Source organism: Streptomyces cinerochromogenes, from assembly GCF_014648635.1.
GTDB classification, from domain to species: Bacteria; Actinomycetota; Actinomycetes; order Streptomycetales; family Streptomycetaceae; genus Streptomyces; species Streptomyces cinerochromogenes.
This window is the reverse complement of the sequence record NZ_BMRM01000012.1, coordinates 216,505-229,465: the sequence shown is the minus strand read 5'-3', so window position 1 is coordinate 229,465 and position 12,961 is coordinate 216,505. Positions and strand designations below refer to the sequence as shown.

Here is a 12,961-nt window from a genome sequence, read left to right as displayed (position 1 = left end):
CTTTCTCAGCGAACGGGGGTGCAGCGGCCCGAAGGGGCGCGAGGAACTGCGCGAGCAACCCCAACGCACCCGCGGCCGGAGGCCGATGGGCACCCACCCCCACGGAGTGCTACGCCGCGAGCCCCAGCGCGGCCATCCGCTTCGTGTGCGCCTCCGTGATCCGCGAGAACATCCTGCCGACCTCCGCGAGATCGAACCCGTCGGCCACCCCGCCCACGAGCATCGTGGACAGCGCGTCCCGGTCCGCGACCACCCGCTGGGACTGCGACAGCGCCTCCCCCATCAGCCTCCGCGCCCACAGCGCCAGCCGGCCGCCCACGCGCGGGTCGGCGTCGATGGCGGCCCGCACCTTCTCCACCGCGAACCCGGCGTGCCCGGTGTCGTCCAGCACGGCCAGCACCAGCTCGCGCGTGTCCGAGTCGAGCCGGGCCGCGACCTCCCGGTAGAAGTCGCTCGCGATCGAGTCGCCGACGTACGCCTTGACCAGGCCCTCCAGCCAGTCCGACGGCGCGGTCTGCCTGTGGAAGCCGTCGAGCGCGGCCACGAACGGGTCCATCGCGGCCGTCGGCTCCTCGCCGATCTCGGTCAGCCGGTCCCGCAGCCTCTCGAAGTGGTGGAACTCGGCCGAGGCCATCTTCGCCAGCTCCGCCTTGTCCGCCAGGGTCGGCGCCAGCTTCGCGTCCTCCGCGAGCCGCTCGAACGCCGCCAGCTCCCCGTACGCCAGTGCGCCGAGCAGGTCCACGACCGCGGCGCGGTACTGCGGGTCGGCGGACGCCTGCGCCCAGTCCTGGGCGGCGACACCGGTGGGTTCGGCGGGTTCGGCGGACGCGTTCTCAGGCTTGTCAGAGCTAGTCATGAGGCGCACAATAGCCCGCTTGACGCGCCGCTCAAGCCCTGGTCAACGAGTGTGACCACGACTACGTGACCAAATCGGCCATCGCATGTGCGCGAATCCGGGGTATGGTGGTAATGCGCCTGCCAGAGTGCGTCGACGATGTTCGACGTGTCCCGACAGGCCGCACGCATGAGGATGCCCGGTCGGTGGCCCGATCGGCTCCGACCCGACAGCCCTCCAAGGCCGTACGGCAGTGATCGTACGACGGCAGGAGGGACCCTCAGCGGTACGAGCGCTAGAGCGTCGGCAGAGGTCCCGTGTCATACGGCTCGCCCGAGTGGCTGGTCCGTACGGCAGCCGACGTCCCCGGCACGGTCAGACATGACCCCCGCTCGCTCGCCTCGCACCGCGCACACAGAAGAGGCAGCACCCTGACTACGACGTTTCGAGAACTCGGAATCCTTCCCGAGACCGCCGAGGCCCTGGAGGCCGTCGGCATCACCACTCCCTTCCCCATCCAGGAGATGACGCTTCCCGTCGCCCTTTCCGGCACGGACGTCATCGGCCAGGCCAAGACCGGCACCGGCAAGACGCTGGGCTTCGGCCTCCCGCTCCTCGAGCGCGTCACCGTCCCCGCCGACGTCGAGGCCGGACGCGCCGCCCCCGAGGCCCTCACCGACGCCCCGCAGGCGCTCGTCGTCGTCCCCACGCGCGAGCTGTGCACCCAGGTCACCAACGACCTGCTGACGGCCGGCAAGGTCCGCAACGTGCGCGTCCTCGCGATCTACGGCGGCCGGGCCTACGAGCCCCAGGTGGAAGCCCTGAAGAAGGGCGTCGACGTGGTCGTCGGCACCCCGGGCCGGCTCCTGGACCTCGCGGGCCAGAAGAAGCTGAACCTGAAGCACGTCAAGAGCCTGGTCCTCGACGAGGCCGACGAGATGCTCGACCTGGGCTTCCTGCCCGACGTCGAGAAGATCATCGACATGCTGCCGGCCAAGCGTCAGACCATGCTGTTCTCGGCGACCATGCCGGGCGCGGTCATCGGCCTCGCGCGCCGCTACATGTCCCGGCCCACGCACATCCGCGCCACCGCGCCGGACGACGAGGGCGCCACGGTCGCGAACATCAAGCAGTTCGTCTACCGCGCGCACAACATGGACAAGCCGGAGATGGTCGCCCGCATCCTCCAGGCCGAGGGCCGCGGACTGGCGATGATCTTCTGCCGTACCAAGCGCACGGCGGCCGACATCGCCGAGCAGCTCCAGCGCCGCGGGTTCGCCTCCGGCGCGGTCCACGGCGACCTCGGCCAGGGCGCGCGCGAGCAGGCCCTGCGGGCCTTCCGCAACGGCAAGGTCGACGTCCTGGTCTGCACCGACGTCGCCGCGCGCGGCATCGACGTCGAGGGCGTGACCCACGTCATCAACTACCAGTCCCCCGAGGACGAGAAGACGTACCTGCACCGCGTCGGCCGCACGGGCCGCGCGGGCGCCAAGGGTACGGCGATCACGTTCGTCGACTGGGACGACATCCCGCGCTGGCAGCTGATCAACAAGGCGCTGGAGCTGGACTTCAACGACCCGGTGGAGACGTACTCCAGCTCCCCGCACCTCTTCTCCGACCTCGGCATCCCCGAGGGCACGAAGGGCATCCTGCCGCGTTCCGAGCGGACCCGTGCCGGGCTGGACGCGGAGGAGCTGGAGGACCTGGGCGAGACCGGCGGCCGTGGTGCGCGCGGCCGTGCCCGCGGTGGGCGCGGTGGCCGTGACGAGTCGGCCCCGGCCGAGCGTGAGCGCCCGGCCCGTACGCCGCGCCGGCGCCGCCGCACCCGCAGTGGAGCGCCGGTGGACGCCGTGGACGCCGCCGCCACGCCGATCGCCGAGACCGCCGGTACGGAGGAGACGCCGGCCGCGGCTCGCACCCCGCGCCGCCGTCGCCGCACCCGTGGCGGAGCGCCGGCGGAGCCGGTGACGGCCGCCGCGGCACCGGCGACGACCGCCGAGGTCGTCGAGACCGTCCAGGCCGCCGCCGTCGAGACGGTGGCCACGGCCGAGGGTCCCGCCGTCCTGGACACCCCGGACAAGCCGCGCCGCCGCCGCACGCGGAAGTCGGCCGCCCCGGAAGCCACGGCGACCGAGTCCGCCGTGACGACCGAGCCGACCCTGGCCGAGGCCCCGGTGGCCGAGCCCGTGCTCGCGGACAGCCCCGTGGCCGAGCCGGAGGCCGCGCCGGCCGCGGAGACCAAGCCGCGCCGCCGCACCCGGAAGACGGCCGAACCGGCCCCTCAGCCGGAGACGGCACCGGAGACGGCCGAGGCCGAAGCCGCGACCAAGCCGCGCCGCACCCGCAAGACCGCGGCAGCCGCTGACACCGCCGAGGCCACCGAGGCCAAGCCGCGCCGCCGCACCCGCAAGGCAGCGGAACCGGCCACGCCCGACGCCCCCGCGGCCGAGGCCGAGGCCGGCGTCGAGGCCGAGGCCAAGCCGCGCCGCACCCGCAAGACCGCGGCAGCCTCCGAGGCCGCCGCGGACACCGCGGAAGGCACGGAAGCCAAGCCCCGCCGCACCCGCAAGGCCACCACGGCCGCACCGGAGACGGCCGAGGCCGAGGGCGAAACCGCGACCAAGCCCCGCCGCACCCGCAAGACCGCGGCAGCCTCCGAGACCGCCACGGACACCGCCGAGGCCACCGAGGCCAAGCCGCGCCGCCGCACCCGCAAGGCTGCGGAACCGGCCACGCCCGACGCCCCCGCGGCCGAGGCCGAGGCCGAGGCCGAGGCCAGCGTCGAGGCCAAGCCGCGCCGCACCCGCAAGACCGCGGCAGCCGCCGAGACCGCCACGGACACCGCGGAAGGCACGGAAGCCAAGCCCCGCCGCACCCGCAAGGCCACCACGGCCGCACCGGAGACGGCCGAGGCCGAGGGCGAAACCGCGACCAAGCCCCGCCGCACCCGCAAGACCGCCGCTGCCGCGCCGGAAGCGCCCGCGGCCGAGGCCGAGGTCAAGCCGCGCCGCACCCGGAAGACGGCAGCCGCCGCCGTGGACGCCGTCGACGGTGAAGCGGTCGCCGCTCCCCGGGCACGGCGGACCCGCAAGGCCGTTGCCGAGGCGGCTGTTCCGGAGATTCCGGCGCAGGCCACCGAGGAGCCGGAGGTCAAGCCGCGTCGCCGGACCCGTAAGGCGACGGCCGCAGTGGAGGCCTCCGAGGCCTGACCCGGCGCCGCGTGCGCGGTGACGACGTCAACCGGTCCGATGGCCGGGTTCACGACAGTGGACCCGGCCATCGGCGTTTCCCGGCCCCCCAAAGCCCGCTCCGCCCCCAGAGCCCGCTCCACGCCCCGGAGCCCGCTCGACACCCCCCGGAGCCCACTCCCTGCACGCCCCCGGGGCCCGCTCAACACCCCGAACCCGCACCCCGCCCCGAACCCGCAGCTCACCCCGCCCCTCCCTCACCACCCACCCCCCGTACACGCGCCCCCTGCCGATAACCTCTCCCCATGAGCAGGCCGCCCACCTTCCTCCCGCCTCCCGGTGCCCGTGCGTACCCGCTTCGAACGGCTCGCGGTGAATTCGCCGTGGTGGACGCTCCCGTGGCCCCCGGTGTGGAGCCCAGGGGCGTTGCGCTGCTGCTGCCGGGGTTCACCGGGAGCAAGGAGGACTTCAACCCGCTGCACGTGCCGCTCGCCGAGCGCGGATACCGGACCGTCGCCGTGGACGGGAGGGGCCAGTTCGAGTCGGACGGCCCCGCGGCGGACGAGTCCGCCTACGCGCAGGAGGAGTTGGCGCGGGACGTACTCGCGCAGGTGGAGGCGATCGGCGGCCCGGTGCACCTGCTGGGGCACTCCCTCGGCGGACAGATCGCGCGCGCGGCCGTCCTGCTCGACCACACGCCCTTCGTGTCGTTCACCCTGATGTCCTCCGGTCCGGCGCAGATCTCGACGTCCCAGCAGGAGCGCGTGAAACTGCTCCGGGACGCGCTCGCGGTGATGGGCATGGCGGAGGTGTGGGCGGCGATCCAGGCGATGGAGCCACCGGAGGAGACGGACACACCCGCGCTCGACGCCGGGCTGGACGACCGGGACGACCTGCGACGCCGCTGGCTGGCCACCAAGCCTGCCCAACTCCTCGCCACCGGACGCCAGTTGTGCGCGGAACCGGACCGGGTCGCCGAACTGGCGGCCGTACCGCTGCCGTTCCACGTGCTGTCGGGCGCGCTGGACGACACCTGGCCGCTGCCGCTGCTCGACGAGATGGCCGTACGGCTGAAGGCGCACCGGACGGTCGTCGAGGGTGCCGAGCACTCGCCCAACACCGACCGCCCCGCAGAGACGGCCCGCGCCCTCGCCGGCTTCTGGGACGGCGTGGCCGGGCGGGCGGCCTAGTACTGCGCCCGCAGATGCTCCCAGAACCCGTCCCGTAGGGCCCGCCGCAGGTCCGCCTGGCCGCGCAGGGAGTACTGGAGCAGTGCCTCGGCCTCGACCAGCAGGTCCTGGTCGACGGAGCCGGGCAGGTAGGGGTGGCCGGGGAAGAGTTCGACCAGCGCCTCACGGCCCCGGGAGGCGAGCCAGCGCGCCGCGATCTGGGCGCCGACGAAGCGGACGTCCTCGCGGGTGGGGCGGTTGCCGCCGGCCGTGTCGTACGCGGCGGCCGTGCGCCGGGAGACGTACGGCTTGAAGAACTCCAGGTCGAAGGTGCGCTGGCTGTCGACCTCCCAGAGCAGCGGCTCGGCCTGGTTGCGGCCCTCGGGTGCCTCGATGCCCCACAGGTGGACGCGGGCGCCGTAGCCCTGGGCCGCCTCGACCGCCGAGACCAGGTCCTCGTCGCCGCCGAGGAGGGCCGCGTCGCTGATCGCGCGGTGGCGGGCGAGTGACTCCAGGTCGGTGCGGATCAGCGAGTCGACGCCCTTCTGCTGGTTGTTGGCGTTGAGGTTGCCGAGGCGGACCTTGACGTCGGGCAGTTCGGCGATGACCTGCTGTTCGGCGGTGTGGATGCGGCGCCGGGCGCCGTCGTACCAGTACACGCGCAGCAGCCGGCTGTCCGCGAAGATCGTGCGGGCCTTGTCGATCAGTGCGTCGATCAGGCCCTCGGCGTCGAGGTCGAAGGCGCGTCGGTCCTCGGTTCCGGCGACCAGCCGGCCGGCGGCCGCGTACAGGTAGCCCGCGTCGACGAAGATCGCGTGGGTGGAGGGCGTCTTCGCCACCTCGGCGAGCATGCGTTCCAGCAGCTCGTTCGTGCGGTCGATACGGGCGCCGAGGGCGGCCAGGTCGTCGTCGTTCATTGCCTCCATTGTCCCGGTGGTCACATTCCGAACACAACCGGTCCCGATCGGTCCCAGTCGGTCCGGGCCGCTCCCGGCCGCTACGGCTCGCCATCAGCCGGTCTCGCTCCGTCAACGACCACCCGGCTGCTTACCGGTCAGTAATTAGCCGTTCGAAAAATTTCTTTAGCGTAGGGAATGTTTGTAACAAGCCGCGTGTTGACTACGTACGACGCTGGATACACCGGACGTCACACCAAGTAGTTCTCCGCAGGAGGATGACCAGACGAAGGGAGAAGCCCATGCGCTTCGAAATCATGCGACTCGACGAGGTCGACGGCACCGCCGTGGACAGCACCGTCGTGGACGCCGCCTCCGTCAACCGGATCGTTCAACAGGCCGCCGCCATCGGGCAGCGCCTGTGGATCCGCCCGGCCGAGACCCCGGCCTCGTAGCCCGCACGGGCACACGCCACTCAAGCTTTCCGGGGGAGCCGAGCCGTCGCCGGCTCAGCTCCCCCGGATCACCTGAGTGACCCCGTTGATGATCTGCTGCACGGCGATCGCGGAGAGCATCATGCCCGCGAGCCGCGTCACCAGGACGACACCGCCGTCCTTGATGACCCGGATGATCAGCAGCGAGTAACGCATCACCAGCCACAGCACGACGTGGATCGCGAGGATCGCGGACCACACCGAGAGCTGCGTGGACACGCTGTCGGCCTTCTGCACGGCGAGGATCACGGACACGATCGCACCGGGCCCCGCCAGCAGCGGCATGCCCAGCGGGACGAGTGCGACGTTGACGTCCTTGGTCTGCTTCGGCTCGTCGGTCTTGCCGGTGAGCAGGTCCAGCGCGATCAGCAGGAGCAGCAGTCCGCCCGCGATCATCAGGGCGGGCACGGACACGTGCAGGTAGTTGAGGATCTGGTGGCCCAGGACACCGAAGACGGCGATGACCCCGCCCGCCACGCAGACGGCCTGGAAGGCCATCCGCTTCTGCACCTTGGCCGGTCGTCCGGCGGTCAGGGCGAGGAAGATCGGGGTGATCCCGGGGGGATCCATGATGACAAAAAGGGTCAGGAACAGAGAGCCGAAGACGGCGATGTCGAACATGAGGGAAGAACAGGCCTTGCAGGAAGAGGAAATACGGGCGTGAGAAGGTGAGCCGGCGAGCCGGCGAGCCGGTGAGCCGGCGATTGATCCGGTGATCCGCGATCCGCTGATCCGTGATCCGTGATCCGGTGATCCGGTGATCCCGATCCGGTGGTCCGTGGTCCGGGCGGGCCTCAGGCTCCGCCGGTGCCCGGCACCGGGAACGCGCCCGTCGCCCGCCGGATGATCTCCCCGTACACCTCGGGGTCGGTCGTGTACGCGCCCAGCGCCACGGTCTTGCGGCTGCCGTGGTAGTCCGAGGAGCCCGTGACCAGCAGACCCAGCTCCTTCGCGAGACCCCGCAGGCGGTCCCGGGCGTCGGGGTCGTGGTCCATGTGGTCGACCTCGACGCCGTCGAGACCGGCCTCGGCCATCTCCGCGATACGGAACTCCGGCACGGTGCGGCCACGCTTGGCGGCGGCCGGGTGCGCGAACACGCAGACCCCGCCCGCGGCCTTGACCAGCCGGATCGCCTCGAAGGGGTCGGTCTCGTGCTTCTCCACGAAGGCCCGCCCGCCGTCGGCCAGCCACTCCTCGGTGAACGCGTCACTCACCGTCGGTACGACACCCAGCTCGACCAGCGCCGAGGCGACGTGCGGGCGTCCCACCGAGCCGCCGGCGGCGATCCGCTCGACCTGCTCCCAGGTGACCGGCACGCCCAGCGCGTTCAGCTTGGCGACCATGCCCTTGGCCCGCGGCACCCGGTCGTCGCGCACCAGCTCGCGCTCGGCGAGCAGAGCGGGCTCCTCCGGATCGAACAGGTACGCCAGCATGTGCATCGACACACCGTCGATCCGGCACGACAGCTCGGCACCGGTGACCAGCGTCAGCCCCTCGGGCAACGCGGCGATCGCCTCGCCGTACCCACGGGTGGTGTCGTGATCGGTCAGCGCGACCACGTCCAGCCCCGCGGCAGAGGCCTTCCGCACCAGCTCGGCCGGGGTGTCCGTACCGTCGGACGCCGTGGAGTGACAGTGCAGATCGATACGCACACGAACTCCAGGCGGGACGACGGAAGAAGGGGACACCCAAGGATAGCGGTGTTTTCCACCCCGCCTGTCACACCCACAACCCCGGAGCACCCCCTACGACGGCCGGCCAAGGGGCGCGGGGAACCGCGCGACGAACCACAACGCGCCCGCAGCCTCGGACGCACAGAACCCGGCGTCCCGGTGGGCGCCGACCCACAGAACCCGGCACCTCGGCGGCCGCTACGGCCGGAGCGCTACGGCCGAAGCAGGCGCGGCGACAACGCCCCGCAGGGCACCAGGTCTATCTCCGCCCCCGCGTCCCGCAGATCGGTCAGCACGAGCTCGTCGTACATGAGCAAGCCCGACTGCTCCGGCCACATCACCGCCCACAGCCACATCCCGAGCGCCTCGCCGGCGAAGACGGCACGGTCGTCGGGGGCGCGGTAGACGTGCCAGAGCGGGGTCGGACGGCCCGCGGCCAGCACCTTGGCCTGCGGCGGCTTCTCGACGTTCATGTACGACCCCGGGTCGGGGCCGTCGATGCCGGCGTAGCGCGCGCCGAGGCCCACGCCCAGTTCCTCGGCGATCAGGATCATCTCGCCGGGGCCGCCGAGCGGTCCGGGGCCCGAGCAGGCCACCGCGGTCGCCCGGCCGCCGCTGCGGTCGTCGCCGGCGTACGCCACGCCCGTGAACAGCCAGCCGACCGGCAGGGGCCACGGCATCCACACCGGCACCTGCGTGCGGTGCACCACGACGTTGAGCGCCTCGACGCTGGGCGGGATCACGGGCTGCAGCGGATACACCGTGCCGTGCACATCGCACTGCCACGCATCGGCGAAGAGTCCGGGAGCCCTGACCCGGCCACCGCACCTCGGGCAACTGGGTTCGCCCCTCATAGGGCTCCACGGTCCTACCCCTGCCCGCTCGCGTCAAGGACGATCACCCGTCCGGACGGAAGACCCGACCATATGCCCTACCGGACCCCCCGCACACCACACTAGATGCATCTTGCATTAATTAGATGCGCTAACTTACTATGTGCATAACCCAACTATCTCCGGCGAACCACCACGTGAGGATGGGAGAAGCACATGGACCCCTTCGACGCGGGAACCGGCAGCATCCTGCGACAGCCCAAGGCGGTCTGGGCCACGGCCGGCGCCTCCGTCGTCGCCTTCATGGGCATCGGCCTCGTCGACCCGATCCTGCCGTCGATCGCCCAGGGCCTGCACGCCACCGCCAGCCAGGTGTCCCTCCTCTTCACCTCGTACTTCCTGATCACCGCCGTCGCGATGCTGCTGACCGGCTTCGTCTCCAGCCGCATCGGCGGCCGGAAGACCCTGCTGCTCGGCCTCGCCTTCGTGGTCGTCTTCGCGGGCCTCGCCGGAACGTCGGACACGGTCGGCCAGCTCGTCGGCTTCCGGGCGGGCTGGGGACTCGGCAACGCGCTGTTCGTGTCGACCGCCCTCGCGGTGATCGTCGGCGCGGCGGCCGGGGGCAGCGCGGCGGCGATCCTGCTGTACGAGTCCGCGCTCGGCCTCGGCATGGCCTGCGGCCCGCTGCTCGGCGCGGTCCTCGGCAACGTCAGCTGGCGCTACCCCTTCTTCGGCACGGCCACGCTGATGGCGATCGGCTTCCTGTGCATCACGGCGTTCCTGAAGGAGCAGCCGAAGCCGGCCCGCAGGATCTCGGTCCTGGACCCCCTGAAGGCCCTCGGCCACGGCGGCCTGGCCTCGGCGGCGGTCTCGGCGTTCTTCTACAACTACACGTTCTTCACCGTGCTGGCCTTCACGCCGTTCGTGCTGGACATGACGCCGTACCGCTCGGGCGCGGTCTTCTTCGCCTGGGGTGTGCTGCTCGCCGTCTTCTCGGTGATCGTGGCGCCGCGCATGCAGGCCCGCTTCGGCTCGCTGAAGGTGCTCGGCGGGTCGCTGGTGCTGCTCGCCGCGGACGTGCTCGTGCTCGGCTACGGCGACCACACCACGGCCGTCGTCTGCACGATCCTGTCCGGCGCGTTCATCGGCGTGAACAACACCGTGTACACCGAACTGGCCCTCGGCGTGTCCGACGCCCCGCGCCCGGTGGCGAGCGCGGGCTACAACTTCGTCCGCTGGTTCGCCGCCGCCGCCGCGCCCTACTTCGCGCCCAAGATCGAGGAGTGGACCGACCTCCACATCCCGTTCGTGGTCGCGGCCGTCACGGCGGTGCTGGGCGCACTCGTGGTCGTCGTACGGCGGAAGGCCCTCACCCACGAGGCGGAGGAGCTGCGGCCGGGGCACGCCACCGAGGACGGGGTCGGCGTCTTCGCCAACTGACCGGATCACCCAACCGACCGAAAAACCCGGCCGACCGGAGCACCCGGTCGACCGGAACACCGGTCGGCCGGATCACCCAACCGACCGGAGCACCCGGTCGGCCGGAGCACCCAGCCGACCACGGCGCCGACCGACCCGGATCACCAACCGACCGGATCGCGAACCCACCGGATCCTCAACCGGCCGAACCCTCAACTGGCCGGATCACGCCTTGTGTTGGTGAGATCGGTCACGTGGGTGTCAGTCCAGCGGGACGGACCGGCGGGCCGGGTCCCTCAGGTCCGTCCCGTTCGCCAGCCAGCGCTCCTGGAGGGCCTGGGCGCCGTGCACCCGCTTCCAGGCGGCCTCGTTCGGGGTCATCGGCAGCAGCGGCAGGAACCGTACGGGGTCCATCGGGGCGTCCAGCTCCAGGTCCTCCACCAGCCCGCCGGGCTCGCCCACCAGCACCGAGGTGAAGGGGGCTTCGGGCCACAACGGCTCGCCCACGTCCAGCGAGGCGCCCGGGGTCACCACCAGCCCCTCCACCTGGGGCGTCGCGGCCAGCACGGCGAGCGGACGCAGCACCTTGTCGGTGTCGGCGAGGCCCGCCCGGACGGACAGGACCAGTTCGGCGCGGGGGCCCTTGACCGGGTCGGCGAGCATCGCCGTGGGGTCCGCCATGGGGTGCTGCGACATGCCGAGGGTGGCGTACCGGACGACGTCCCCCTCCTGGAAGCGGAGCACCTCGATGCGGTCCGTGCCGAGGAAGGTCACCGCGGCACGGGCGTCCGGTTCGCCCAGGGCGGTGGTCAACCGGGCCTCGACCAGAGGAAGAACATCAGCCATGCGCCGAGCATAGAACTCGTCAGTAGCGGGCAAAGCGGCGCCTTGACAGTACGGGCGGCTGGTACTCTGAGCCGGTGGTTCGGGGCAGCACGCGAAGCGTCGCTATCGGGTCCCGACGCCGATGAGACTCCCTTACGAGGGACCGGCCGGAGGAGGTGGGGCTGTCATGGATCGAAGTCGACCGTGCAGTACCACTCGCTCTTCCGGCTGCTGACGTAGTTACCGGCTGGCCGCCGCCTTCCTTTGCGCATCGTCGTGCGGAAGAGCACGAAGAGCACTTCGTTTCGCCTTGCCTGATCTGCCTGATCTGCATCAGTTCTGCATCAGCAGCGAAGTCGCCACCGCAACGGTGCGGTGCTCCCCGCTTTGTGGACGTGCCAAACGTACGCACACAGGACGTCCCCATTCCGGGTAGTTCCACCCGTTGCCGCGCGCAGTCGCTGCCCGCCCGCGAAGGAGCCTGCCCATGTCGATGATCCGCGACCTGCGCGCCGTGGTCCGCCCGTCGTCCCGTGTCTCGCTGCGCAAGGACACCACCCCGTCGTACGACACCACCCGCGCCCCCGGCACGCCCTCGGCCGTCGTCGACTGCGCCGTCTACCGCGACGGCGCCCGCGTGCAGAGCACCGGGCCGCTCACCCCGCAGGAGGCGATGCGGCTGGTCCGCCGCGACGGCGGCTTCGTGTGGATCGGGCTGCACGAGCCGACCGAGGCCGAATTCGCCGGTATCGCGAGCGAGTTCGGGCTGCACCCGCTGGCCGTGGAGGACGCGGTGCAGGCCCACCAGCGCCCGAAGCTGGAGCGCTACGACGACTCCCTCTTCACCGTCTTCAAGACCATCCACTACGTCGAGCACGACCGGCTCACCGCCAACAGCGAGGTCGTGGAGACCGGCGAGGTCATGTGCTTCACCGGCCGGGACTTCTTCATCACCGTCCGGCACGGCGGCCAGGGCTCGCTGCGCGCCCTGCGGCACCGCCTCCAGGACGACCCGGAGCTGCTCGCCAAGGGCCCCTCGGCGGTACTGCACGCCATCGCCGACCACGTCGTGGACGGCTACATCGCGGTCGCCGACGCGGTCCAGGACGACATCGACGAGGTGGAGACCGAGGTCTTCTCACCCGGCCGCAAGGGCGGCGTCTCGCGCGGTGTGGACTCGGCACGGATCTACCAACTCAAGCGCGAGGTACTGGAGTTCAAGCGCGCGGTGGCTCCGCTGCTGCGGCCGATGCAGCTGCTGAGCGAGCGGCCGATGCGGCTGATCGACCCGGACATCCAGAAGTACTTCCGGGACGTCGCCGACCACCTGGCCCGGGTCCAGGAGCAGGTCATGGGCTTCGACGAACTCCTCAACTCCATCCTCCAGGCCAACCTCGCCCAGGCGTCCGTCGCGCAGAACGAGGACATGCGCAAGATCACCGCGTGGGCGGCCATCATCGCCGTACCGACGATGGTGTGCGGGGTCTACGGCATGAACTTCGACCACATGCCCGAACTGCACTGGAAGTACGGCTACCCCGTGATCATGGGCATCACGGTCGCCCTGTGTCTGGGCATCCACCGCACGCTGAAGCGCAACGGCTGGCTGTGAGCGGGCCGCCGCGGCCT

The 12,961-nt window shown here is 71.5% G+C and carries 11 protein-coding genes; 5 read left to right on the top strand and 6 right to left on the bottom strand.

Annotation, left to right across the window (positions count from 1 at the left end; genetic code table 11):
• Nucleotides 1–109: 109 nt before the first annotated feature.
• The gene (locus tag IEZ20_RS23905) at nucleotides 110–856 is read right to left on the bottom strand and encodes a ferritin-like fold-containing protein (protein WP_231406414.1); all 747 of its coding nucleotides are present in this window, start codon (nucleotides 854–856) and stop codon (nucleotides 110–112) included.
• Between the two features lie 503 nt (nucleotides 857–1,359).
• Between IEZ20_RS23905 and IEZ20_RS23900 the strand changes: the two genes are divergently transcribed.
• Nucleotides 1,360–4,044, top strand: a complete 2,685-nt coding sequence (locus IEZ20_RS23900; RefSeq protein WP_189302262.1) for a DEAD/DEAH box helicase — start codon at nucleotides 1,360–1,362, stop codon at nucleotides 4,042–4,044.
• Between the two features lie 284 nt (nucleotides 4,045–4,328).
• Nucleotides 4,329–5,213: an alpha/beta fold hydrolase gene (locus IEZ20_RS23895; RefSeq protein WP_189302108.1), complete on the top strand. Its 885-nt coding sequence runs from the start codon at nucleotides 4,329–4,331 to the stop codon at nucleotides 5,211–5,213.
• Here IEZ20_RS23895 and IEZ20_RS23890 read toward each other — a convergent pair.
• Nucleotides 5,210–6,118, bottom strand: a complete 909-nt coding sequence (locus IEZ20_RS23890; RefSeq protein ID WP_189302107.1) for an NYN domain-containing protein — start codon at nucleotides 6,116–6,118, stop codon at nucleotides 5,210–5,212. The genes IEZ20_RS23895 and IEZ20_RS23890 overlap by 4 nt on opposite strands.
• Before the next feature lie 272 nt (nucleotides 6,119–6,390).
• Here IEZ20_RS23890 and IEZ20_RS23885 point away from each other — a divergent pair, with 272 nt between their 5' ends.
• A complete protein-coding gene (locus IEZ20_RS23885; RefSeq protein WP_014674826.1) occupies nucleotides 6,391–6,543 on the top strand; it encodes a DUF8834 family protein in 153 nt (50 codons plus the stop codon).
• Nucleotides 6,544–6,597: 54 nt separating this feature from the next.
• On the opposite strand, the gene IEZ20_RS23880 is transcribed toward IEZ20_RS23885, so the two are convergent.
• The 3 genes from IEZ20_RS23880 to IEZ20_RS23870 form a co-directional block, all read right to left on the bottom strand.
• Nucleotides 6,598–7,203, bottom strand: a complete 606-nt coding sequence (locus tag IEZ20_RS23880) for a MarC family protein (protein ID WP_189302106.1) — start codon at nucleotides 7,201–7,203, stop codon at nucleotides 6,598–6,600.
• 173 nt (nucleotides 7,204–7,376) lie between these two features.
• Entirely contained in the window at nucleotides 7,377–8,234 is an 858-nt protein-coding gene (locus IEZ20_RS23875) for a PHP domain-containing protein (RefSeq protein ID WP_189302105.1), read from the bottom strand.
• Nucleotides 8,235–8,467: 233 nt separating this feature from the next.
• Nucleotides 8,468–9,109, bottom strand: a complete 642-nt coding sequence (locus IEZ20_RS23870) for a DUF6758 family protein (protein ID WP_189302104.1) — start codon at nucleotides 9,107–9,109, stop codon at nucleotides 8,468–8,470.
• A 195-nt stretch (nucleotides 9,110–9,304) separates the two neighbouring features.
• Here IEZ20_RS23870 and IEZ20_RS23865 point away from each other — a divergent pair, with 195 nt between their 5' ends.
• Nucleotides 9,305–10,528, top strand: a complete 1,224-nt coding sequence (locus IEZ20_RS23865) for an MFS transporter (protein WP_189302103.1) — start codon at nucleotides 9,305–9,307, stop codon at nucleotides 10,526–10,528.
• A 240-nt stretch (nucleotides 10,529–10,768) separates the two neighbouring features.
• Here the strand turns inward: IEZ20_RS23865 and IEZ20_RS23860 are convergent, their stop codons facing one another.
• Complete coding sequence (locus IEZ20_RS23860) at nucleotides 10,769–11,353, bottom strand: suppressor of fused domain protein (protein ID WP_189302102.1); 585 nt, start codon at nucleotides 11,351–11,353, stop codon at nucleotides 10,769–10,771.
• Between the two features lie 466 nt (nucleotides 11,354–11,819).
• On the opposite strand from IEZ20_RS23860, the gene IEZ20_RS23855 reads away from it, so the two are divergent.
• Nucleotides 11,820–12,944: a magnesium and cobalt transport protein CorA gene (locus tag IEZ20_RS23855; RefSeq protein WP_189302101.1), complete on the top strand. Its 1,125-nt coding sequence runs from the start codon at nucleotides 11,820–11,822 to the stop codon at nucleotides 12,942–12,944.
• Nucleotides 12,945–12,961 lie beyond the last annotated feature (17 nt).